Source organism: Pandoraea anapnoica (genome assembly GCF_902459765.1).
Lineage (GTDB): Bacteria > Pseudomonadota > Gammaproteobacteria > Burkholderiales > Burkholderiaceae > Pandoraea > Pandoraea anapnoica.
Genome location: NZ_CABPSP010000015.1, coordinates 1 through 22,879, shown reverse-complemented (window position 1 = coordinate 22,879; position 22,879 = coordinate 1). Strand labels below are relative to the sequence as shown.

Genomic DNA, 22,879 nt, shown 5'->3' with positions numbered 1-22,879 from the left:
TGCGGACTGTCACAAAGCGCGTCGAAAATGCGTCTCGTCGCGGCCACAATTTGTGAATTCAAACTCGGGGATAACCCTTATTTTTGGGCCATTTCTGCGTAAATTTTGCAAAAAAATTAGGCAGAAAGGTTGACGCATCTGAAGGGTTTCCTTAACATCCTTGCCAATTTCATGAAGATGTAACCCAAATCGAGCCCGATCAATGCGACTTATCGTTAGCTTGCTCCTGACGCTGCTTCTCGCAGCGTGTGCCAGCACAGCGCCGACCACAGGTGCATCGAATTCCACACCCGATGCGCAGAGCAAGTCGCCTGTCGCTTCGACCGTAAAAGGCAAGCAGCGCGTCTCCAGCGATCAGACGATCGATCTGGACAACGACTCGATCAACGATCTGGCCTACGGCAGCGACGACGCGGATCTCTGGTCGCGCATCCGCCACGGATTCTCCATTCCCGACCTCGACACCGACCTCGCGCAGGATCGTACCCAGTGGTACGCGCAGCGCCCCGAGTATGTCGAGCGCATGATTCAGCGTTCCGAGAAGTATCTGTTCCACATCGTCGAAGAGCTTGAACGTCGTCATATGCCGACGGAACTCGCGCTGCTGCCGTTTGTGGAAAGTGCATACAACCCGCAGGCGCTCTCGACGGCCAAGGCCGCCGGCATGTGGCAGTTCATCCCCAGCACGGGCAAGACGTACAACCTCAAGCAGAACATGTTCCAGGACGAGCGCCGCGATGTGCTCGCCTCGACGACCGCCGCTCTCGATTACCTCTCGAAGCTCTACGCGATGTTCGGCGACTGGCATCTTGCACTGGCCGCCTATAACTGGGGCGAGGGCAACGTGCAGCGCGCCATCGACCGTAATCAGGCACAAGGTCTGCCGACCGACTATCTGAGCCTGCGCATGCCCACGGAGACGCGCTATTACGTGCCGAAGCTCCAGGCCATCAAGAACATCATTGCGCATCCGGACATCTATAGCGTGAAGCTGCCGGAGATTCCGAATCACCCGTATTTCGTGAGCGTCACCACCAAGCGCGATATCGATGTGGCGCTGGCCGCCAAGCTGGCCGATCTGCCGCTCGACGAATTCCGTGCACTCAACCCGTCGTTCCGCAAGCCAGTGATTCTGGGTGCTGCACAGCCGCAAATTCTGTTGCCGTTTGAAAGTGCCGAAGTGTTCCAGCGTCGTCTGAAGGGCTACGACAAGCCGTTGTCGAGCTGGACGACGTACACGTCGGCATCGCGTGAGCGTCCGGAAGACGTGGCGCGCAAGCTGGGCGTCGACGCAGCCGTCATCCGCTCGGTCAATAACATTGCGCCGCGCATGCGCCTGAAGGCAGGTTCGACGCTGCTGGTGCCGCGCTCGGACGACATCGATCAGGACATCAGCGCCTCGGTCGCGAGCAGCGCCGTGCTGGCCCTCGAACCGGATCTGCCCGACACCCGCAAGGTGATGGTGCGCGCCCGCAAGCACGACACGCTCGCTGGCGTGGCATCGCGCAGCGGTGTGAGCGTTGCGCAGATCAAGAGCTGGAACCGTCTGCGCCGCGATACGCTGACGTCGGGCCAGCTGCTGGTGCTGCACGTGCCGGTGAAGGAAGCCTCGCGCGTGCTCGCCGCCTCCGCACCGGAGCCGGTCGCGGCGAAGGATGACGACGATGCACCGCGCACGCGTCTGGTACGTGGCAAGAACGGCAAGATGATTCGTGTGGTCGACCACCGTCCGGCCGCCAAGCCGGCCAAGACGGCGGTCGCCAGCAAGGCGGCACCGGCGGCCAAGGTCGCAGCTAAGGCACCGGCCAAGGCCGCCGCGAAGGCGCCTGCCAAGGCTGTCGCGAAGTCATCCGTGAAGCCTGCGACGAAGGTCACCAAGACCGCGCAACGCTAAGCCGACGCAACGTTATCGCAAACGCCCGTGAGGTTCGCCTCACGGGCGTTTTGTTTTGGTGTTGCCGTTACGCATCACCTCGCCTCGCCTTGACCTGCAAGTCTCTGCATGGAGTTCACGTGCGCCTTCGGAAAATTCCCATAAATGCATCGGCTCCCGTTTCCTATGATGAAGATGCGGACAATTCCGTTCGTATTCGTTCAAAAAGGAATCCTAAATGAAGAAGGATCTGGGAACCACGAAGGAAGTGACCGAACTCGACGTGCTGCCGCCGGTGACCGGAGGTCATGCCTGACGTGGCAGATTCGACGCGAATCGGAACCGGCGCGTGTGCGGACGCGCCGGTTTTCCGTCATCTGGCACCGGACGTTCATATCGTCGGGATAGACACACACGTCGTCGTGCTCAAGCTCGCTCACGATCGCTACTTCAATCTGTCGTACGCGCAATCTCAGGCGCTACGTCGGCTGATCGGATGGCGTCACGCGCCACAGGACGTTGCGCCGACGCTGCCCGCGATGCAGGACATGTTCGACGCCGAGGGGCTACTCGCGCCCGGTGAGCAGGCCATGCCCGACACGCGACACGCCACGCGCGACATGGCACCTCGTCTCGGCTTTGATGCCTGGCTGGCGATGCCCGGTGATCTTGCGGGCAACGCGCGTGCTCGCGATGTGATGCGTGCGAGCTACTGGCTCTGGCAAGCCCAGCGAGCGACGCGCAAGACACGTATGGCGGGCGTTATCGGGCGCATCAATGCCGCCCAGCAACGACGCGACACGCAATACGGTTTGCCCGGCGATTACGCGCCGTACGTCGCGGCGATGCACCGCGCGGCGTTGTGTTATCCACAGTGCACGCCTTGCCTGCCGTGGTACGCGGCGCTTGCCTTGTGGTGCGCGCACGACGGGCTGCGTCTGCAACTGGTCATCGGTGTACAGCGCCAGCCTTTCTATGCCCACGCGTGGGCGGAAGCGCAGGGTCGTGTGATTGGCGACGACCCGCGACGTCGCGAACAGCTTGCCGTTATTTACGAGACGCCGGTCTGATCGTCCGTTCGCGTGGTCTCGTCTTCGCGCTTCGGTACATCTACACGCCGCCTGAACCTCATCAGCGCCCCCACCGGCGCGCCATCCAACACGGAGCCTGTCATGCAACTTGCCCGTCTGAGACCAGGACCGGCCGAGCGTTACGTGCCGTTGCCCGGCGCCGTCGTATTACGGGGGCTGGACGGCCAGCCTGCCGCCCGGATTCGTCCCGAAGCAAACGACGACCGTCGCCATGTGAGCGATCAGAGCGAATTGCTCGCGTGGTACGTGAGCGGTCGTGTGTTTCACAAGGACGACGGCCGTGAAGTGTTGCCGGGGCTGGAGCTGGCGAGACTGGCGTTGGAATCGCCCGAGCGCTTCGTGCAGCAGTATTGGGGGCACTACCGGATCATCGTGCATGACCGCTGGTGCGGGGCGACGCAGGTGCTGTGTGACCCATGCGGTCACTGTCCGACGTACTACCGCTTCTGTCGCGACGGCGCGGTGCATGTTGCTTCGGACCCGGCGGCGCTTGTCGGCGACGATCCATCGTTCGATAGCACTGCGCTCAAATCCTTCCTTGTGCACGGCGACGTGGGCGGCGTGCAGTGTGCGTTATACGACGTGGAGCGTTTGCCGCTGGGCCACGCCCTGTGGATTCCTGAGCGTGGTGCGCCGAAGACGCGCATCGTCTGGTGGCCCGCATGGCAGTCGTGTGGAGCGGCGAGTGAGGTGTATGAGATGACGTCGGGCACCGGCCTGCTTGGCGTGTTACGACGTTCTACGGAGCGCTGTCTCGACGACCGCTCGGCGGTGCTGGAACTCTCGGGCGACGTGGCGTCGACCTCGCTGGCGCTTGCGCTCGCGCAGTCGGGACTCGCCGGCCAATGCACGGCGGTGAATCACTGCGATCCGGCGTCGCCGTCCAGCGACGAATCGCATCACGCGGGTAGTGTGGCGAGGCATGTGCGCATGGCGTTCGAGCGTCTCGATATCGCGTGTGCGGCGTTCTCGCCGCCGACGGACATTCCACGCCTGGCGCGTCCGGCCACGCACTTGTGCATGCTCGCGCAACTGGATGCCGTGCGTGAGCGACTGATGCAGTACCGCGAGCATCGCCTCGTCAACGGTCACGGCGGCGACGCCATCTTCCTCGCGCCGCCGCCTGACGGTGCCTTGCTCGATGCCTTCGCGGACGGTCATTGGCGTCGTGCGCTCGGTGCATGGCGAGATCTGGCGATCATGCAGCGCTTGCCGCTTTGGTCGGTCGCGCGGGGGGCGTTTGGACAACTGCTTCAACGCCATGCGAACCCGCTGGCTGCGCTGCAAGACGGTTTGTTGACAGTCGCCGCCTGCGCAGGCGAGCCATGCCGTGGCGAACCGCTCGCGCAGGCATGGCTGGCGCAATGGTCGCTCAGGATGCGTCCGGGCAAGCGCGCACAGATTCTCGGCACACTTGGCAACCTGCGCGACATCGAGGTGCATCCGTCGCTGGCCGCAGGCGGCACGGCGTTTCCATTCCTCACACAACCGGTCGTCGAAGCCGGGTTCGCGATGCCGACGTACCGGCTCTTCAACGCTATGCACAACCGTTTGCCGCTACGTCGTGCGGCGTATCTGGCCAGTGGTCTGCCGAACCTTTGGCGTCGCGACAAGGGGATGATCACGGGTGGTGTCGGCGCAGGCGTGGCCGCCAACTTGCGGCACGTCGAGGAAGTCTGTCTGGAGGGCTATTGTGCGGCGTCCGGATGGATCGATCGCGACGCCTGTCGTCGCGCCATCGGCCGTATTGCCCATCATCATCTCGAATCGATGGCGACGATTCGCCGCCTGTACTCCGTCGAGATGTTCGTGCGCGGCTGGCGGCAGGGGGCGGGCGGTGTTGGGGGAGCATCCGGCGCGGATGGACGGCGTGGGCAACACGCATCCTGTGGTCCCGGCAACGAGGCGACGACATGACGCGACAGGCGGGGTGGAACGCGTTATGTCGCAGCGTTGGTGCTTCAGTTCGCGTTGCCTGCGGCCATGCTCGGTGCGTTGGCGTCGCAGGTGGCGAGAGCACTGGTCAGCGTCGACGAGCATCTGCGCGACGGGGCGGGCGAGTATGTCGCGCTCGTCGGTCCCTCAGGCGCAGGGAAGTCGACGCTACTGCGGCTAATGGCGGGTCTCGTGTTGCCCTCGCGCGCAGAAGTTCGCATCGTGGAAACAGGCGACCGCGCGGCACCGCTGCGTCACGGCGGCCTTTACGCCCGGATGTGGCATTCGCAGCAAGCCGAAGCACCAGTCGCACCAGTAGCGCCAGCCGCGCCGCCGACGGCCGCCACCGTCCCGGATCTCGCCTAAATAGGCAGAAATCCCCCCGATCTCCGCGTAATCCCCTAGCATTTCAGGCATGTGCCCGGTGCCCCGGTAAGCCTTCCGTAAGCGTCAACGCGCACACTGAATGCCAATAATGCAAGGAGACAACATGACTTCGTACGCGTCGTTTCACGCCCGTTCGATTGCTCCGGACTCGCGTGCGGCCTTCTGGGAGGAACAGGCCAAACTGATCGACTGGGAGACGCCCTTCGATCAGGTACTCGAATACGACAAGCCACCCTTTGCGCGCTGGTTCGTCGGTGGGCGGACCAACATCTGCCACAACGCGGTGGACCGTCATCTGCCGTCTCGCGGCACGCAGAATGCGCTGGTGTGGGTGTCGACGGAGACCGAACAGGAGCGTGTCTACACGTACGACGAGCTCGCGGCGGAAGTGAACCGCATGGCGGCGTCGTTGCAATCGCTGGGTGTGACGCGTGGTGAGCGCGTGCTGATCTACATGCCGATGGTGCCGGAGGCGTTGTTCGCAATGCTCGCGTGCACGCGTCTCGGCGCGATTCACTCGGTGGTATTCGGTGGCTTCGCATCGGTCAATCTCGCCGCGCGCATCGACGACGCGCAACCCAGAGTCATCGTCTCTGCCGACGCCGGTTCGCGTAACGGCAAGGTCGTGCCCTACAAGCCGCTGCTCGACGAAGGCGTCGCGCTCGCGCGGCACAAGCCGTCGAGCGTGCTGCTGATCGACCGTGGACTTGCACCGATGGAACGTGTTGCAGGGCGCGACGTCGACTATGCGCCGCTGCGCGCACAGCACCTCGACGCGTTCGTCCCGTGCGAATGGATGGAATCGAGTGAGCCGTCCTACATCCTCTACACGTCGGGGACGACGGGTAAGCCGAAGGGCGTGCAACGCGACACCGGCGGTTATGCGGTCGCGCTGGCTTCGTCGATGGAGCACATCTTCTGTGCGAAGCCCGGAGACACGATGTTCTGTGCGTCGGACATCGGCTGGGTGGTGGGACACAGCTACATTGTCTACGCGCCGTTGCTCGCGGGCATTGCGACGGTGATGTACGAGGGCACGCCGATCCGTCCCGATGGCGGGATCTGGTGGCGCATCGTGGAGAAGTACAAGGTGACGCAGCTCTTCACCGCGCCGACTGCGATTCGCGTGCTAAAGAAGCAGGACCCGGCGTATCTCACGCAGTACGATCTGTCGTCACTGCGACTGATTTTCCTCGCAGGCGAGCCGTTGGACGAGCCCACGGCGCGATGGCTCTCCGAGGGCGTGGGCAAACCGGTCGTCGACAACTATTGGCAGACGGAGACAGGCTGGCCGATTCTCGGCATGGCGCGCGGTGTTGAAGTCCTGCCGAGCAAGCTGGGATCGCCGGGCAAGCCGGTGTACGGCTACGACGTGAAGCTCGTCAACGAGGCGACGGGCGAGGATTGCGGACCGAACGAGAAGGGTGTGCTCGCCATCGAAGGTCCGATGCCGCCGGGCTGCCTCAGCACGCTTTGGGGCGACGACGCGCGTTTCGTCAAAACGTATTGGCAGACGGTGCCGGGCCGCACGCTGTATTCGAGCTTCGACTGGGGCGTGCGCGACGAGGATGGCTATTACTTTATTCTCGGGCGCACCGACGACGTGATCAACGTGGCCGGACACCGGCTCGGCTCGCGTGAGATCGAGGAGAGCATCGCGAGCCATCCGGCGGTGGCGGAAGTCGCGGTGATCGGTGTGCAGGACGCGCTCAAGGGGCAAGTGGCGATGGCGTTCGCGGTGCTGCGCCGACCGGAGCAGGTGGACACGCCGGACGCACGTCTTGCGCTTGAAGGCGATGTCATGAGGACCGTCGACAAGCAACTCGGGGCGGTGGCGCGTCCGGCGCGCGTGTTCTTCGTCTCGATGCTGCCCAAAACACGTTCAGGCAAGCTGTTGCGTCGCGCCATTCAGGCCATTTGCGAGGGACGTGAGACAGGGGATCTGATCACCATCGAAGATCCGGCAGCGCTTGAGCAGGTGAGGGAGGCGGTCGCCGGGAAATAAGTAGCGTCTGGTCGCTTCTGTCGTCGGTGGCGATGCCGGTATGATGCGTTGTGCCTCTTCATAGCCCAACGTCATGACCTCACCCGATCAGGCCGCCTGGCGGCAGAAAGCGATGCTTTTGGTCGTCTCCGTCGGCTTCTTCATGCAGACGCTGGACTCGACCATCGTCAACACGGCGCTGCCTGCGATGGCGCGCGATCTCGGTCAGTCGCCGTTGCACATGCAGGCGGTCGTCATTGCCTATGCGCTGACGATGGCCGTGACGATCCCGCTGTCGGGGTGGCTTGCCGACCGCTTCGGCACGCGCGTCGTCTTTTCCAGTGCGCTTACGATCTTTTCCATCGGCTCGGCCATGTGCGCCTATTCGAGCACGCTCGACGAGCTGGTCTTATGGCGCGTCGTGCAGGGCTTCGGTGGCGCGATGCTCTTGCCGGTCGGGCGTCTGGCCGTGTTGCGCACGTTCCCGCGCGAGCAGTATTTGCAGGCGCTGGCGTTCGTCGCGGTGCCTGGCATGATCGGGCCGCTCATCGGGCCGACGCTCGGCGGCTGGCTCGTGAAGGTCGCGTCGTGGCATTGGGTGTTCCTGATCAATGTACCGGTGGGCGTTGCGGGATGCGTGGCGGCCCACTTCTTCCTCACGAATGCGCGCGCACCGCACCAGACATCATTCGACGTCAAAGGCTATTTGCTGCTGTCGGTGGGCATGGTCGCGACATCGCTGGCGCTCGACCGTCACGCCGACATGGCGGGCGCGCACGCGCTGATGCTGGTGTTGCTTGTGGTCGGGTTCGCAGGCTTCGTCGCCTACGGGCTCTATGCGAACCGGACACCGCAGCCGTTGTTCTCGCTTGCAATGTTCCGCGTGCACACGTTCAGCGTCGGGCTGCTCGGTAATCTCTTTGCCCGCATCGGGATCGCGGCCGTGCCGTATCTCGTCCCGCTGCTGTTACAGGTCAGTCTCGGTTATACGGCGTTCGAGGCGGGGTTGCTGATGCTGCCGATCACGATTACGGGCATCTTCGCGAAGAGTTTGGCGACGCATCTGGTCGTGCGTTATGGCTATCGATCTGTCCTCGTGTGGAACACGATACTGGCCGGTGCAGTGATGGCCAGCTTCTCGCTTGTCACGCCCCACTATCCGGTGCCGTTGCTCATCGTTCAGTTGGGGATTCTCGGCGGCATCAACTCGATCCAGTTCACTGCGATGAACACGTTGACGCTCAAGGATCTGAATCCGGACGATGCGAGTGGCGGCAATAGCTTGTTCTCGCTCGTGCAGATGCTGGCGATGAGCTTCGGTCTGACGGTCGGCGGTGCGCTGCTGGTGACGTTCACGGGCGCGTTCGGCGAGGCGGCGGGCGTGGGCGCGCTACCCGCGTTTCGTGCAACGTTCGCGTGCGTCGGCCTGATTACGTGTTGCTCGGCGTGGATCTTCGCGCAGTTGACGGACCGCGAGCAGATGGCCAACGACGATGGCGCTGCACAGGCACAGGCGGTCGCAACGACGCCGCCACCGCCTGCGAACTAGCGGCGCTTTGTCAGAGGATCGGGGCGTCGGTTCGTGACGTCAGGCAAACGGCTTGTCGAGAATTTCGGGGGCGCGGATGGCGTCGATGAGCAGGCCGAGAAACGCCTCGACGGGCGCGGGCAGGGTGCGTCCGGCCATGGTCTGCACTTGAAGGGAGCGCTGATGCAGCGCCGGATTGCGGATGGGGATGGCGGCGAGTCCCTCGGGCGCGAGACGGCTACGCACCGTCAACAGCCCGGTGAGCGTGACGGCGTTGCCTGAGCGCACAAAGCTGTGCAGTGCGGCGTGGTAGTTACTGATGAAGACCGGTTCGAACAGCAGGCCTTCGAGGGTGCAGCACAAGTCGAACATCTGGCGGATCGTCACCCCGGCCTCCGATAGCGCCATCGGGTACGGCAGCAGGTCGGCAAGGGCAACGTCGCGCCGCTTGGCGAGCGGATGCTTTTTTGCCATCAACGCGTAGATCGGTGCGGGTTGTGTATGAACGACCTGCACGCCTTTTTCGGGCGCGACGCTGAAGCACACCGCGATGTCGGCTTCGCCGTCGCGTACGCGCTCCGTCGCTTCGAACGGCGAGACGACATCCAGCAGAAAGTGTGCACCCGGATACGCCTCGCGAAAGCGCGCGAAGACTTGTGGCAGGAAGTCGCGCGCCACACCTTCCGAACTGGCGACACGAATCGTTGCGCGGCCCACTTCCGTGAGTCCGCGAATCTCGGAGGTGACGCGCTCGGCATCGAGCAACACACGTCGCGCATGATCCGCGAGTAGCGCGCCCGCTTCACTCAGCACCATGCCGCGCGGACGCCGTTCGAATAGCGGCGTCCCCAGATCCTCTTCCAGCTTGGCGATCTGACGGCTCAAGGCCGAGACCGCCACATGCAAGCGTTCCGACGCCCGGCTCAGAGAGCCCGTCCGGGCGACTTCCAGAAAGTAGCGCAGTGCGTGTGTTTGCATGGGGTGAGCGGGGTAGGAGGCCGTCATTTCTGCTTTGCCGAAACGGCAAAGAAACCTTCGAAATATTATCATTGTTGTCAAAAATACCGACTCCTAGAATGGCCTGAACGGTTGTGCCGCAGCGTGCTACCGACACGCGTCGCATCCATGTCGTACCAATGAGCGAGACCGGCAGCCGTGCCCACAAAGCCATCTGGAGACAAGCAGTGACCCGTAGCGCAGCGATTTCCCAAGCCACCGCCCAATACGATTCGGGCGCCTTCCTCGACACCCTCAATCGTCGCGTCGCCTACAAGACAGAGAGTCAGGAGCCCGACAGCGGAGACGTTCTCCGCGCCTATCTTTCCGACGAAATGACGCCCGCGCTCGCGACGCTGGGCTTCACGTCGCGCATCGTCCCCAACCCGATTCAGGGCGGCGGACCGTTCCTGATTGCCGAGCGTCACGAAAGCGACGACGCCCCGACTGTCCTGACCTACGGGCATGGCGACGTCGTGCGCGGTTACGACGCGCAATGGCGCGACGGACTCAAGCCGTGGGAGATCGTTGTCGAAGGCGATCGCTGGTACGGGCGCGGTACCGCCGACAACAAGGGGCAGCACACGATCAATCTGGCGGCGCTCGCAGAGGTACTCGCCGTGCGTGGCGGCAAGCTCGGTTACAACGTAAAGATGATCGTCGAGATGGGCGAGGAAATGGGCTCGCCGGGGCTGCACGCCATCTGCGAACAACTGCGCGACGAATTGCGTGCGGACGTGCTGATCGCCTCCGACGGTCCGCGTCTGGCGGCGCAGCGGCCCACGGTCTTCCTTGGCTCGCGCGGTCTCGTCAACTTCAAACTCAGCCTGAATCTGCGTGACGGTGGTCATCACTCCGGGAACTGGGGCGGCCTGCTGCGCAATCCGGGCGTTGTGCTGGCGAATGCGATTGCGTCGATGGTCGACGGCAACGGCAAGATTCTGGTGGAGGGATTGCGTCCCCCCGAACTGCCAGCGTCGGTACGACGTGCGCTGGCCGGACTCGAAGTCGGTGGTGGCCCGAACGATCCCGAGGTCGATGCCGATTACGGCGAGCCGGGCCTGACGCCGACCGAGCGCGTCATCGGCTGGAACAACATAGAAGTGCTGGCCTTCAAGACGGGCAATCCCGAGAAGCCCGTCAACGCGATTCCGCCTTACGCCTACGCGCACATGCAGATCCGCTTCGTCGTCGGGACGGATTGGGAGCGTCTGGGGGACATCGTGCGTGCGCACCTCGACGCGCATGGCTTCACGATGGTGGACGTAGAAGTTGAGCGCGGTGTCATGGCGACGCGTCTCGACCCGGAGGATCCGTGGGTATTGTGGGCGCTGGCGTCGATGCGCGAGACGACCGGCAAGCCGCCGGTGCTGCTGCCGAACCTGGGCGGCACGTTACCGAACGATGTTTTCGCCGATGTGCTTGGGTTGCCCACGCTGTGGGTGCCGCACTCCTATCCGGCGTGTTCGCAACACGCGCCGGACGAGCATCTGCTGGGTTCGGTGGCACGTGAGGCGTTGCAGATCATGGCGGGGCTGTTCTGGGATCTGGGGGATGTGAACCTGAAAGAGGGGAAACCGCGATGAACAGTTCCGCTGCCGCCGCCGGGGCGGATCATGCCGAGGGTACCAACGGCGCCAATGTGAAGGCGGGCGCGCGTTCCGACGTGCCTGTCTACAAACTGATCGTCGCGACGTCCATCGGCAATGCGCTCGAATGGTACGACCTGATCGTCTACGGCTACTTTGCAGTGACGATCTCGAAGCTGTTCTTCCCTGCGCATGACGAGACCGTGTCGTTGCTGATGGCGCTTGGCACGTTCGCGCTGTCGTATCTGGCGCGTCCGTTGGGGGCGTTCGTGCTGGGCGCGTACGCCGATCGACATGGACGGCGCGCGTCACTGATGCTCTCGATTGCAATGATGACGGTCGGCACAGGCATCATCGCCTTCATGCCGACGTACGCGGTCATCGGCGTGTGGGCACCCATCGGCATCTTCCTGTCCCGCCTGATGCAGGGGTTTTCGGCGGGCGGCGAGTTCGGTAGCTCGACAGCATTTCTGGTCGAGCACGTGCCGAACCGTCCCGGCTTCATGTCGAGCTGGCAGTTCGCGAGTCAGGGCGCGAGCACGTTGCTGGCGTCGGCGTTCGGGGCGGTGCTGACCGGCGCGCTGACACAGCCGCAACTCGAATCGTGGGGCTGGCGGATTCCGTTCCTGTTTGGGATGCTGGTCGGCCCGATCGGCTTGTACATTCGGAAGTACGTCGACGAAACACCGGCCTTCGCGAACGATGTGGCACGCAAGAAGGCGGCAAGTGCCGAGGGCGGCGATGCAGGCAAGTCGCCAGTGTGGGAGGTGCTTGCGACGCAGAAGTCGCGTCTGCTGGTGTCCATCGGCGCATTGATTCTGACGACGACCGCGAACTACATGATCCTGTACATGCCGACGTATGCCACGAAGCAACTCGGCCTGCCGCCCGCGCAGGGCTTTATCGCGACGCTGGTGACAGGGTTTGTGATCATGACGCTCACCCCGTTCGTCGGCCATTGGTCGGATAAGGTCGGACGCATTCGCATCATGCTGGTAGCCGGTCTGCTGTTCTTGTGTACGGTGTATCCGGCATTTGCCTTCATGAATGCGCATGCGTCGCTGGCGACGATGATGGTCGTGATGCTGTGGGTGGGCACGTTGAAGGCGGTGTACTTCGCGCCGATCCCGGCCCTGATGTCGTCGTTGTTCCCGACGCGCACGCGGGCCACCGGCATGGCCGTCGGCTACAACCTGGGGACGACGATCTTTGGCGGCTTCACGCCGTTGGCGGTCGCGTGGCTGATTGCGGCGACGGGCAACAAGCTGGCTCCGGGGTTATATCTGATGGTGGGCGCGGTGATCAGTCTGATGACGCTGTTGATCGCGAGAACGAGGATGGGCGCTCGCTAATGACGACACCTTGGACGACACCTCGGACGTTACATCGCTACGCCATTACGTCGCGGAATTAGTGATGCTGAGTCGGCGCGTCCTCGGTCGAAAGGAGCGACGGGGCGCGCAACTCGTTTAGGAAGTGATCCCGCACCATGGCGAGCGAATCGGATTCGGTGTCGGGGTAGGCCTGCCGGAGAGCGTCCGATACCTGACGGGCGACGTCCGCGAGGATGACGCCCCAGACCGCCTCCTCGGAAACCTTCCGGGTTTCCTGATACATCCCGACCTTCATCGAGCAGTACATCGTCTTTTCTGCGGTCCAGACGCGCAGCATTTCAACTGCGTCATCGTCGGCTAATACGGCGTCGGGGATGGGACATGCGTGCATCAATTGCCTCTCGGATCGTTGACCGGCTCACGCGAGCCGTCGGTCTGGTTTGAATAGGGAGTGTGCTGGCAAAGGCCGAAAACGCTGGCTTTGCACTGGGCAAACCCATGCGTCGATGATGACGCGGCCAATCGTTCGAACCCATCGGGTAACGACCGTAGATTGCTTTGGTACTTGTCTGATAAATCGCCCCAATCCGCGTCGCGCAAAGCGTCGTCTAAGGACTTTCCCTTCCCCCGGTTTTTACCCCCTCGACAGTCTTGCCGCCGTCAATTTTTTTCGCTAGTATTTTAGGCATAAACTATTTATGATTTAACAAAGGTCGACCGCTCGGCTAGCGCGACGCGATCTGTGAATCCGGAGGCTGGAGATGAATATCGTCTGTATCGGTGGCGGTCCCGCAGGTCTGTATTTCGGGCTGTTGATGAAGCTGCGCGATCCTTCCCATCGTGTCGTGGTGGTCGAGCGCAACCGGCCTTACGACACCTTCGGCTGGGGCGTAGTATTCTCCGACGCCACCATGGACAACCTCCAGGAAGCCGACCCGGTCAGCGCTGCAGAGATCAATGCCGCGTTCAACCACTGGGACGACATCGACATCCACTTCGAAGGCCGCACGATCACCTCGGGCGGGCACGGCTTTATCGGCATTGGGCGCAAGAAACTCCTGAACATTCTGCAAGCGCGCTGCGAAGCCCTCGGCGTCGAACTCGTGTTCGAGACGGACGTGAGCGACGATCAGGAGATCGCCCGCCGTTACAACGCCGATCTGGTGATCGCCTCCGACGGCCTGAACAGCCGCATCCGTACGCGTTACGCCGATACCTACCGCCCCGACATCGACACGCGTCAGAACCGCTTTGTCTGGCTCGGCACGCATCAACGTTTCGATGCTTTCACGTTCGCCTTCGAGAAGACCGAACACGGCTGGTTCCAGGCGCACGCCTATCAGTTCGATGCCGACACGTCGACGTTCATCGTCGAGACGCCAGAATCGGTATGGCGCGCCCACGGTATTGACCAGATGAGTCAGGAGGAGGGCGTGAAGTTCTGCGAAAACCTCTTCTCGAAGTACCTCGGTGGCCACGAACTGATGAGCAACGCGAAGCACCTGCGCGGCTCCGCCATCTGGATTCAGTTCCCGCGCGTCATTTGCGAGCGCTGGGTGCACTGGACCGATATCGACGGCAAGCGCGTGCCGGTCGTGCTCATGGGCGACGCCGCACACACGGCTCACTTCTCCATCGGCTCGGGCACCAAGCTTGCGCTCGAAGACTCCATCGCCCTCGCGGACGGTCTCGGCACGCAAGGCATCGACGCCTTGCCGCACGTGCTCAACGACTACGAAGCCGCCCGCAGCATCGAAGTGCTCAAGATTCAGAACGCGGCGCGCAATTCGACGGAGTGGTTCGAAACCGTCGACCGTTACGCCCGCTTCGCCCCCGAACAGTTTGCTTATTCGTTGCTCACGCGTTCGCAGCGGATCTCGCACGAGAACCTGCGCGTGCGCGACGCCGGTTATGTCGAAGGCTACGAAGACTGGCTCGCCGAACACGCGGGCGTGAAGCGCGCCGCCGGTCAGCACGCGATTCCGCCGATGTTCACGCCGTTCCGCGCACGCGAACTCACGCTCAAGAACCGCATCGTGATGTCGCCGATGGCGATGTACTCGGCGGTCGACGGCGTGCCCGGCGACTTCCATCTCGTCCACCTTGGCAGCCGTGCGCTGGGCGGCGCGGGCATGATCGTCGCGGAAATGACCTGCGTGTCCCCGGACGCGCGCATCACGCCGGGATGTCCCGGTTTGTGGAACAACGAACAACGCGACGCCTGGAAGCGCATCGTCGACTTCGTGCATTCGGGCAGCGACGCCAAAATCGCCATGCAGATCGGGCACGCGGGCCGTAAGGGCTCGACGCGTCTGGCCTGGGACGGCATCGATCTGCCGCTCAATGACGGCAACTGGCCGCTGATCTCGGCCTCGCCGATGCCGTACATCGATGGCGTGTCGCAGACGCCGCGCGAAATGACCCGCGCCGATATGGACCGCGTCAAGGACGACTTCGTGCAAGCTGCACGTCGCGCCGCCGAAGCCGGTTTCGACTGGCTCGAACTGCACTGCGCGCACGGCTATCTGCTGTCGAGCTTCATTTCGCCGCTGACGAACCAGCGTCAGGACGAGTACGGCGGTTCGCTGGAAAACCGTCTGCGTTATCCGCTGGAAGTGTTCCATGCGGTGCGTGATGTGTGGCCCGCCGCCAAGCCGATGTCGGTGCGTATCTCGGCGCACGATTGGGTCGAAGGCGGGATCACGCCGGATGACGCCGTCGCGATCGCCATCGCCTTCAAGGACGCCGGGGCCGATCTCATCGATTGCTCGTCGGGTCAGGTCAGCAAGGAAGAGAAGCCGGTCTACGGCCGCATGTTTCAGACACCGTTCGCTGATCGCGTGCGCAACGAAGCCGGTGTGCCGACGATTGCCGTCGGTGCCATCTTCGAGGCGGATCACGTGAACAGCATCATCGCGTCGGGTCGCGCCGATCTGTGCGCACTCGCGCGTCCGCATCTGGCCGATCCGTTCTGGACGCTGCACGAAGCCGCGAAGATCGGCTACAAGGATCTGCCGTGGCCGTCGCAGTACTATGCGGGCAAACGTCAGTACGAGACCAATCTGGAGCGTGCTGCCGCGTACGCTCAACAGATCGGTAAATAAGGACAGTTCATGACGTCGACGACAACCTCCACCCACGCCATCGGTACGACACCAGCGTCGCTCACGGGCGTGCACGCCCTCGTCACAGGCGGCGCGCGCGGCATCGGCGAAGCGGTGGCCCGCTCGCTACTCGCGCAGGGGGCGCGCGTGACGTTGCTCGGTCGCAGTGAAGCGAAGCTTGCGCAAGGGGGGCAGGCGCTGGCCTCGTTTGGCGAGGTGGCCTGGGTAGCGGCGGACATTGCCGACGCCAACGCGGTCGAGGCCGCTTTCGCCCAAGCCGCAGAGCGTTTCGGTCCGGTGCAGGTGCTCGTCAACAACGCGGGGCAGGCCGTGAGCGCGCCCTTCGGCAAGACGGACGCCGCGCTCTGGCAGCAGATGATCGACGTCAACCTGACGGGCACGTATCACTGCATTTCAGCCGCACTGCCCGCCATGCTGAGCGCTGGCTGGGGACGCATCGTCAACGTTGCCAGCACGGCAGGCCTCATCGGCTATCCGTACGTCAGCGCGTATTGCGCCGCCAAGCACGGCGTGGTCGGTCTGACGCGTGCGCTGGCGCTGGAAGTTGCGAAGAAGGGCGTGACGGTGAATGCCGTCTGCCCAGGCTATACGGAAACGGACATCGTGCGCGACGCGGTCGCGAACATCGTCGCGAAGACGGGGCGCAGCGAAGACGAAGCGCGTGCCGAGCTGTCGAAGCGCAATCCGCAGGGACGCCTAGTACAGCCGCAGGAAGTGGCCGACACGGTGCTGTGGCTGTGCCAGCCAGGCGCGGGCGCGGTGACGGGGCAGTCGATTGCGGTGGCTGGCGGGGAAGTGACTGTCGGCTAGGTGTTGTGGGTGTGTGACAGAGACTCAGGGCGTTGCGCAGTCGGATGATCGCGCAACGTCATTTCAACTAGCAGGATCGTCGGGCTTCATGGGCGCAGAACGCCGACCCGGAGCGGCTCGACGATGGCAAAGGAGATCGGCCAATGAGTGACGTGAAACTGACGATGGCGCATCACAAGCGCCCGTTCGCGAACTATGAAGCCAAGCACTTTCTGTGGTCGGTGTCTAACGACGCGCAAGGGCGTCCGAGCATCGGCACGATCACGCTGAACCGTCCCGACAAGAAGAATCCGCTGACGTTCGACTCGTACGCCGAGCTGCGCGATCTGTTTCGCGGGCTGGTCTATGCAACGGACATCAAGACGGTTGTCGTGACGGGCGCAGGCGGCAATTTCTGCTCGGGGGGCGACGTCCACGAGATCATCGGGCCGCTCACCCAGATGAGCATGCCGGAACTGCTGGATTTCACGCGCATGACAGGCGATCTCGTCAAGGCGATGCGCGCTTGTCCGCAGCCGATCATCAGCGCCATCGACGGCATTTGCGCCGGTGCGGGCGCGATGGTGGCGCTCGCTTCGGACATGCGTCTGGGCACGCCGCAGACGAAGACGGCATTCCTGTTCGTGCGTGTGGGGCTGGCCGGTGCCGACATGGGCGCCTGCACGCTGCTGCCGCGCATGATCGGGCAGGGTCGGGCATCCGAACTGCTTTACACCGGCCGCGTGATGACGGCGGAAGAGGGCCAGCAGTGGGGCTTCTTCAACGCGTTGCACGATGGCGGTGCGGTCCTCTCGGCAGCACAAACGCTGGCCGATCAGATTGCCTGCGGACCGACCTTCGCGCATGGTGTGACGAAGAAGTTGCTGCATCAGGAATGGAATATGGGCGTCGACGAAGCCATCGAGGCCGAAGCCGAAGCACAAGCCATCTGCATGCAGACGAAGGATTTCCGCCGCGCTTACGACGCCTTCGTCGCAAAGCAAAAGCCGGTGTTCAAAGGCGACTGACCTATGAGCGATATCACGCCTCACAACGCGCGTAATGCCGACTTTCTGGCTTGGCCGTTCTTCGACGACGCACATCGCCATCTCGGGACGGAACTCGACGACTGGTGCACGCGCGAGCTGAAGGTCGACCATCACGCAGATACGGATGCGACGTGTGTCTCGCTCGTGCGGCAACTGGGCCGTGCGGGATGGTTGAAGTATTGCGTGCCTGCGAGCCACGGCGGTGCGCTGGATCAGTTGGACTCGCGCGCACTGTGTGTGCTGCGCGAAACGCTGGCACGTCACGACGGTCTCGCCGATTTCGCCTTCGCGATGCAGGGACTCGGCAGCGGCGCAATCACGCTCGCGGGCAGCGACGCGCTCAAGCAGCGTTATCTGCCGCGCGTGGCGTCGGGCGAGGCGATTGCGGCGTTCGCGCTGTCGGAGCCGAATGCCGGTTCGGACGTGGCGGCGATGGCTTGCTCGGCCACACCGGACGGTGACCACTACGTGCTCAACGGCGAGAAGACGTGGATCTCCAACGGCGGCATCGCGGACTTCTATTGCGTATTCGTTCGCACTGGAGAAGCACCCGGCGCACGCGGCATCAGCGCGTTCGTGGTGGACGCCGACACGCCAGGCCTGACGATTGCCGAGCGTATTGATGTGAGCGCACCGCACCCACTGGCGCGTCTGAAATTCGAGAACTGCCGTGTGGCAGCGTCGCAGCGTCTGGGCGATGCAGGGCAGGGCTTCAAGGTCGCGATGATGACGCTGGATATTTTCCGCGCATCGGTGGCGGCCGCCGCGCTGGGTTTTGCGCGTCGCGCCCTGGATGAGGGGCTGGCGCGCGCGAAGTCTCGCGAGATGTTCGGTCAGACGCTGGCGGACTTCCAGTTGACGCAGGCGGCACTGGGCGACATGGCGACGTCGGTGGACGCTGCCGCTTTGCTGACGTACCGCGCCGCGTGGCAGCGCGACGTTCTGGGGCAACGCACGACGCGTGAAGCGGCGATGGCGAAGATGTTCTCGACGGAGTCGGCGCAGCAGGTGATCGATCGAGCGTTGCAGATGTTCGGCGGCGCAGGCGTGGTGTCGGGCGCGGTGGTGGAGCGTCTGTATCGCGAGATCCGATCGCTGCGGATTTACGAAGGGGCGACGGAAGTACAGAAACTGATCATCGCGCGCGAACTGCTTAAGGACGGTTGATCGTCCGCATTCGGCAGTCGACGCGCGGGACATGCTTTGACAAGTCCATGGCGGTAACACGGCAGGACTTGGGATGTGCGCAGTGGCAACCCACGGAGACAGGGATGGCATGGCGTCTTGCAATAACACTTGGAAGCACTAGGACTACGTCGGGCGCGAAGCGCCGGCGTCATGCTTGATTACCGGGGGCAAGGAGAAGCACATGGAACGATCTGGACATCTCGACACTTTCGCGCGCGACAATCTCCCGCCTGCGGATCAGTGGCCCGAGTTTCTGCTGGACAATCCGGACGTGGCGTACCCGGCGCGCTTGAACTGCGCCGCCGATTTGCTGGACCGTACGATTGCGCAGGGACGCGGCGACGCGCCCGCGATTTACTCGGTCGAGAACGGTCAGCCGACGGTCACGACGTATCTCGGTTTGCGCGAGATGGTGGACCGCATCGCCCATGTGTTGCGCAACGATATGGCGCTGGTGCCGGGCAATCGCGTGTTGCTGCGTGGTCCGAACAATCTGTTCATGGCGGCCGCATGGCTCGCGGTGATCAAGGCCGGGCTGGTCGGTGTGCCGACGATGCCGCTGCTGCGTGCGAAGGAACTCAAGCAGATCGTCGACAAGGCTGAGGTGACGGCGGCGTTGTGCGATGGTCGGTTGAAGGAAGAGCTGGAATTCAATCGTCAGGCAGGGCATGAGTACTTCTGTCCGGTGCTGTCGAAGGTGGTGTATTTCCACGACGTTGGTGAGGACTCACTGGAGGCCCGTATGGCCCGTCAGCCGACGAGTTTCGATGCCTGCGACACGGCCGCGGACGATGTCTGTCTGATTGCCTTCACCAGCGGTACGACGGGCCAGCCGAAGGGCACGATGCACTTCCATCGCGACGTGCTTGCGATGTGCGATCTGTTTCCGCGTCACGTGCTGAAGCCGGGGCCGGACGACATCTTCTGCGGCACTCCCCCGTTAGCGTTCACTTTCGGTACGGGGGGCTTGCTGACGTTCCCGTTGCGCGTTGGTGCAGCAACGGTGTTGCTGGAGAAGCTCTCGCCGGACAGCCTGCTGCAAGCCATCGCAGACTACCGCGCGACGATCTGTTTCACGGCACCCACGTTCTATCGTCAGATGGCGGCGCTGGTGGGTAAGTACGACCTTTCGAGTCTGAAGAAGACGGTGTCCGCCGGTGAGGCGTTGCCGGATGCGACGCGTCAGTTGTGGAAGCAGGCGTCGGGCATCGAGATGATCGACGGTATCGGTGGCACGGAGATGATCCACATCTTTATCTCGGCGGCCAATGGCGACGTGGTGCCGGGCGCGATCGGTAAGCCGGTGCCCGGTTACATCGCGATGATCGTGGACGAGAACATGCAACCGCTGCCCCCGGGGCAAGTGGGCAAGCTCGCCGTGAAGGGGCCGACGGGGTGCCGCTACCTCGCCGACTCGCGTCAGACGAATTACGTGAAGAACGGCTGGAACCTGCCGGGCGACACCTTTATGTGCGACGAAGCGGGTAATTACTACTATCAGGCGCGCTCGGACGACATGATCGTCTCGGCGGGCTATAACATCGCGGGTCCGGAAGTGGAGTCTGCGCTGTTACAGCACCCGGCGGTCGCGGAGTGCGGGGTGGTCGGTGCCGACGACGAGACGCGCGGTCAGATTGTGAAGGCTTACGTGGTGCTCAAGTCCGGGCAGGCCCGCGACGATGCGATGGTGAAGACGCTTCAGGAGTATGTGAAGGCTAACATCGCACCGTATAAGTACCCGCGAGCCATTGAGTTCGTCGACGCGCTGCCACGCACGGAGACCGGCAAGCTGCAACGCTTCAAGCTGCGTCAGATGGCGCAGTAATACAGCATTACAGCAAAACGATAACGACAAGGTTCTGGGTGCTCCAGTGGGCACCCACTGACTTCGGCAGGGGAGGACGGAATGACAACGAAAACCGATGTCGCGGAACACGCTTTCGTGAAACCGCTTCTGGTGCGCTTCAAACACTGCGACCCGGCAGGCATCGTGTTTTATCCGCGCTACTTCGAAATGATCAACGATCTCGTCGAAGACTGGTGCGCCGAAGGCCTCGGCCTCTCATTCGGCGACATGCACCTGCGCGACGGCATGGGCGTGCCCACAGCAAACATCGAATGCCGTTTCAGTACCCCAAGTTTTCTAGGCGACACGCTGCAACGCTCGCTGGAAGTGACCCGTCTCGGCCGCTCGTCCATGACGCTGCGTATCCGCTTCGCAGGCGCGAACGACGAGACCCGGCTGCAAGCCACGCTCGTGCTGGTCTGGGTCGCAAAAGGCGAGGGCGGCAAACCCGCCCCGATCCCCGTGCCCCCAGCCCAACGCGACGCGATTGTTCGCTTTGCTTCACCCGATTCTGTGATTGAAGGAGTGTCCTGATGCTGCAAGTTCTCCAACCGCCCGAATGGGCAAAACCGCGCGGCTACGCCAACGGCATGGCCTTCGAAATGACGGCAGGCAGCCGCATCATCTTCGTCGGCGGTCAGATCGGCTGGAATGGGCAGCAACGCTTCGAGACGGATGATTTTGCACTCCAGGTGCGTCAAACGCTCGAGAACATTGTCGCGATCCTCGCGCAAGGTAACGCCAAGCCCGAGCACATCGTTCGCATGACCTGGTACGTCAAGAACAAACGCGAATACGTCGCCAACTATCCCGCCATCGGTGAACACTATCGCGCCGTCATCGGACGCCACTTCCCCGCGATGACCGCCGTGGAAGTTGCCGATCTCGTTGAAGACGAAGCTAAGGTCGAAATCGAAGTGACGGCTGTTGTGCCCGCTGCCTGATTCTCTCTTTTAAAACCTCCCCCCTAACGGACCGGGGCCCCTTTCCGCCGCTCAGACATAAACCCAACTCGCTGCAGAAAGGGGCCCCGGTCCGTCTCCCTCGAAGCACCCAGTGCCTCAACCGACACCGCCCGCTTCCCGCTTCCTATCTCGACGCCACCGGTCCCGTCGACACCGCTCTACTCCAGCACCATCGCGACGCCACACCCGCCCCGCACGTGCTCCGCAACTGCTGCGGGACGGCCGTGTCGTCGCCCACACGTTTCCAGTCCCTCCCCACGCCTAACCGCTTTTCTCTGCGCCTTACTTTGCTTTCTCCCACTCAATAAAAAACGCCGGGCATCGCCCGGCGTCTCTTATTACCGCTTCCTTCCGTCCTTCTTCCGTCCCTTCTTGTTCACGCCGCTTTCTGCGCACCTTGCACCGCATCCAACGCCGCCTGCGTCAGCAAATACACGCCCGGCAAATCCTGCTCGTCACAGTTGTGTCCGTCACCACCACGATCCACCACCACAAAGTCGCTCACCTCATCCAACGCCAACAACGGGTGATGCCACACGCCCCTGGCATAGTTCACGCCCTGCCATCCATCCGAGACGAACGCGCGCATCTTGCTTACGTCCAGCTCGCCCGCCGGGGCGACAACCACCAGATACGGCGTGGTCTTCAACGGAATGAACGCCTGACTGCCCAACGGGTGACGCTCCAACATCTTCACTTCATACGGCAACTGTCTGGGCTGACCACGGAAGACGTTCACCAACGTGCGCCCACCCTCCGGGCCCAGATCCACCGTCGCCAAATCATGGAAACGCTCGGTCGTCCCGCCGTTGATCGCGAAATGCTTCGCCCCCTCCAACTCGATCACATCGCCAAACGGCTCAAACGCCTCCCGCGTCAACCGCTCGATCTTCAACGTCGGTCCTGCCATATCACGCTCCTTTTTTTTCACTCAACCGGCCCCACAGACGCAGACGCGACACCCCACCATCCGGAATGATGTTGAAACGGATGTGCGTGATCGCTCCCAGCTTCTGCACCCGCTCTTCGAAGTAGAACTGCTTGTCCATCGCCAACTTCTGCTCCGGTAACAACACCGGCCAGAACATCGATTGCGTAATCAGCGACTGCTCGGTGCCGCCCGTCACATACGCCGCCTGGATGGAGCAACGGTCCGGGAAGTTGCCCTTGAAGTGCGCCGTATCCACTTCGATCTTGCCA

At 63.0% G+C, this 22,879-nt stretch carries 18 protein-coding genes and 1 pseudogene; 15 read left to right on the top strand and 4 right to left on the bottom strand.

Features of this window, described 5'->3' with window-relative positions; all coding sequences use genetic code 11:
* Window positions 1–202: 202 nt before the first annotated feature.
* The 6 genes from PAN31117_RS21725 to mdtD all read left to right on the top strand — a co-directional run bounded on the left by PAN31117_RS21725 (window position 203) and on the right by mdtD (window position 8,819).
* Window positions 203–1,894, top strand: a complete 1,692-nt coding sequence (locus tag PAN31117_RS21725) for a transglycosylase SLT domain-containing protein (protein WP_150740040.1) — start codon at window positions 203–205, stop codon at window positions 1,892–1,894.
* A 287-nt stretch (window positions 1,895–2,181) separates the two neighbouring features.
* The gene (locus tag PAN31117_RS21720) at window positions 2,182–2,943 is read left to right on the top strand and encodes a lasso peptide biosynthesis B2 protein (protein ID WP_150740039.1); all 762 of its coding nucleotides are present in this window, start codon (window positions 2,182–2,184) and stop codon (window positions 2,941–2,943) included.
* 102 nt (window positions 2,944–3,045) lie between these two features.
* Window positions 3,046–4,881 (top strand): asparagine synthase-related protein, encoded by a 1,836-nt coding sequence (locus PAN31117_RS21715; RefSeq protein WP_150740038.1) that lies wholly within the window; start codon window positions 3,046–3,048, stop codon window positions 4,879–4,881.
* A gap of 39 nt (window positions 4,882–4,920) precedes the next feature.
* Entirely contained in the window at window positions 4,921–5,265 is a 345-nt protein-coding gene (locus PAN31117_RS27835) for an ATP-binding cassette domain-containing protein (protein ID WP_217429697.1), read from the top strand.
* Window positions 5,266–5,389: 124 nt separating this feature from the next.
* Complete coding sequence (locus PAN31117_RS21705; RefSeq protein ID WP_150740037.1) at window positions 5,390–7,291, top strand: propionate--CoA ligase; 1,902 nt, start codon at window positions 5,390–5,392, stop codon at window positions 7,289–7,291.
* Between the two features lie 73 nt (window positions 7,292–7,364).
* Window positions 7,365–8,819, top strand: coding sequence for a multidrug transporter subunit MdtD (mdtD, locus tag PAN31117_RS21700; RefSeq protein WP_246189210.1), 1,455 nt, complete (start codon window positions 7,365–7,367; stop codon window positions 8,817–8,819).
* 39 nt (window positions 8,820–8,858) lie between these two features.
* Here mdtD and PAN31117_RS21695 read toward each other — a convergent pair whose 3' ends face one another.
* Window positions 8,859–9,776: a LysR family transcriptional regulator gene (locus PAN31117_RS21695; RefSeq protein ID WP_150666512.1), complete on the bottom strand. Its 918-nt coding sequence runs from the start codon at window positions 9,774–9,776 to the stop codon at window positions 8,859–8,861.
* A gap of 206 nt (window positions 9,777–9,982) precedes the next feature.
* Between PAN31117_RS21695 and PAN31117_RS21690 the strand changes: the two genes are divergently transcribed.
* Window positions 9,983–11,380 carry a M20 family metallopeptidase gene (locus PAN31117_RS21690; protein ID WP_150740036.1) on the top strand — a complete coding sequence of 466 codons (1,398 nt, stop codon included), beginning with the start codon at window positions 9,983–9,985 and terminating at the stop codon, window positions 11,378–11,380.
* Window positions 11,377–12,735 carry an MFS transporter gene (locus tag PAN31117_RS21685; RefSeq protein ID WP_246189209.1) on the top strand — a complete coding sequence of 453 codons (1,359 nt, stop codon included), beginning with the start codon at window positions 11,377–11,379 and terminating at the stop codon, window positions 12,733–12,735. Before PAN31117_RS21690 ends, PAN31117_RS21685 begins: the two co-directional genes overlap by 4 nt.
* Window positions 12,736–12,793: 58 nt before the next feature.
* On the opposite strand, the gene PAN31117_RS21680 is transcribed toward PAN31117_RS21685, so the two are convergent.
* Complete coding sequence (locus tag PAN31117_RS21680; protein WP_246189216.1) at window positions 12,794–13,108, bottom strand: DUF5076 domain-containing protein; 315 nt, start codon at window positions 13,106–13,108, stop codon at window positions 12,794–12,796.
* Window positions 13,109–13,478: 370 nt separating this feature from the next.
* Between PAN31117_RS21680 and PAN31117_RS21675 the strand changes: the two genes are divergently transcribed.
* The 7 genes from PAN31117_RS21675 to PAN31117_RS21645 all read left to right on the top strand — a co-directional run bounded on the left by PAN31117_RS21675 (window position 13,479) and on the right by PAN31117_RS21645 (window position 21,658).
* Complete coding sequence (locus tag PAN31117_RS21675; protein WP_150740034.1) at window positions 13,479–15,821, top strand: bifunctional salicylyl-CoA 5-hydroxylase/oxidoreductase; 2,343 nt, start codon at window positions 13,479–13,481, stop codon at window positions 15,819–15,821.
* 9 nt (window positions 15,822–15,830) lie between these two features.
* Window positions 15,831–16,652, top strand: coding sequence for an SDR family NAD(P)-dependent oxidoreductase (locus PAN31117_RS21670; RefSeq protein WP_150740033.1), 822 nt, complete (start codon window positions 15,831–15,833; stop codon window positions 16,650–16,652).
* Between the two features lie 143 nt (window positions 16,653–16,795).
* A complete protein-coding gene (locus PAN31117_RS21665) occupies window positions 16,796–17,659 on the top strand; it encodes an enoyl-CoA hydratase family protein (RefSeq protein ID WP_150661506.1) in 864 nt (287 codons plus the stop codon).
* A gap of 3 nt (window positions 17,660–17,662) precedes the next feature.
* Window positions 17,663–18,847 (top strand): acyl-CoA dehydrogenase family protein, encoded by a 1,185-nt coding sequence (locus tag PAN31117_RS21660; RefSeq protein ID WP_150666524.1) that lies wholly within the window; start codon window positions 17,663–17,665, stop codon window positions 18,845–18,847.
* Window positions 18,848–19,049: 202 nt separating this feature from the next.
* Window positions 19,050–20,693: an AMP-binding protein gene (locus PAN31117_RS21655; protein ID WP_150740032.1), complete on the top strand. Its 1,644-nt coding sequence runs from the start codon at window positions 19,050–19,052 to the stop codon at window positions 20,691–20,693.
* Between the two features lie 81 nt (window positions 20,694–20,774).
* Window positions 20,775–21,248, top strand: a complete 474-nt coding sequence (locus PAN31117_RS21650) for an acyl-CoA thioesterase (RefSeq protein ID WP_150740031.1) — start codon at window positions 20,775–20,777, stop codon at window positions 21,246–21,248.
* Window positions 21,249–21,250: 2 nt separating this feature from the next.
* Window positions 21,251–21,658: a RidA family protein gene (locus PAN31117_RS21645; RefSeq protein ID WP_150740156.1), complete on the top strand. Its 408-nt coding sequence runs from the start codon at window positions 21,251–21,253 to the stop codon at window positions 21,656–21,658.
* Window positions 21,659–22,055: 397 nt separating this feature from the next.
* On the opposite strand, the gene PAN31117_RS21640 is transcribed toward PAN31117_RS21645, so the two are convergent.
* Entirely contained in the window at window positions 22,056–22,589 is a 534-nt protein-coding gene (locus tag PAN31117_RS21640; protein WP_150740030.1) for an ureidoglycolate lyase, read from the bottom strand.
* 1 nt (window position 22,590) lies between these two features.
* Window positions 22,591–22,879: pseudogene (locus PAN31117_RS21635) on the bottom strand (allantoicase); the annotation flags it as partial.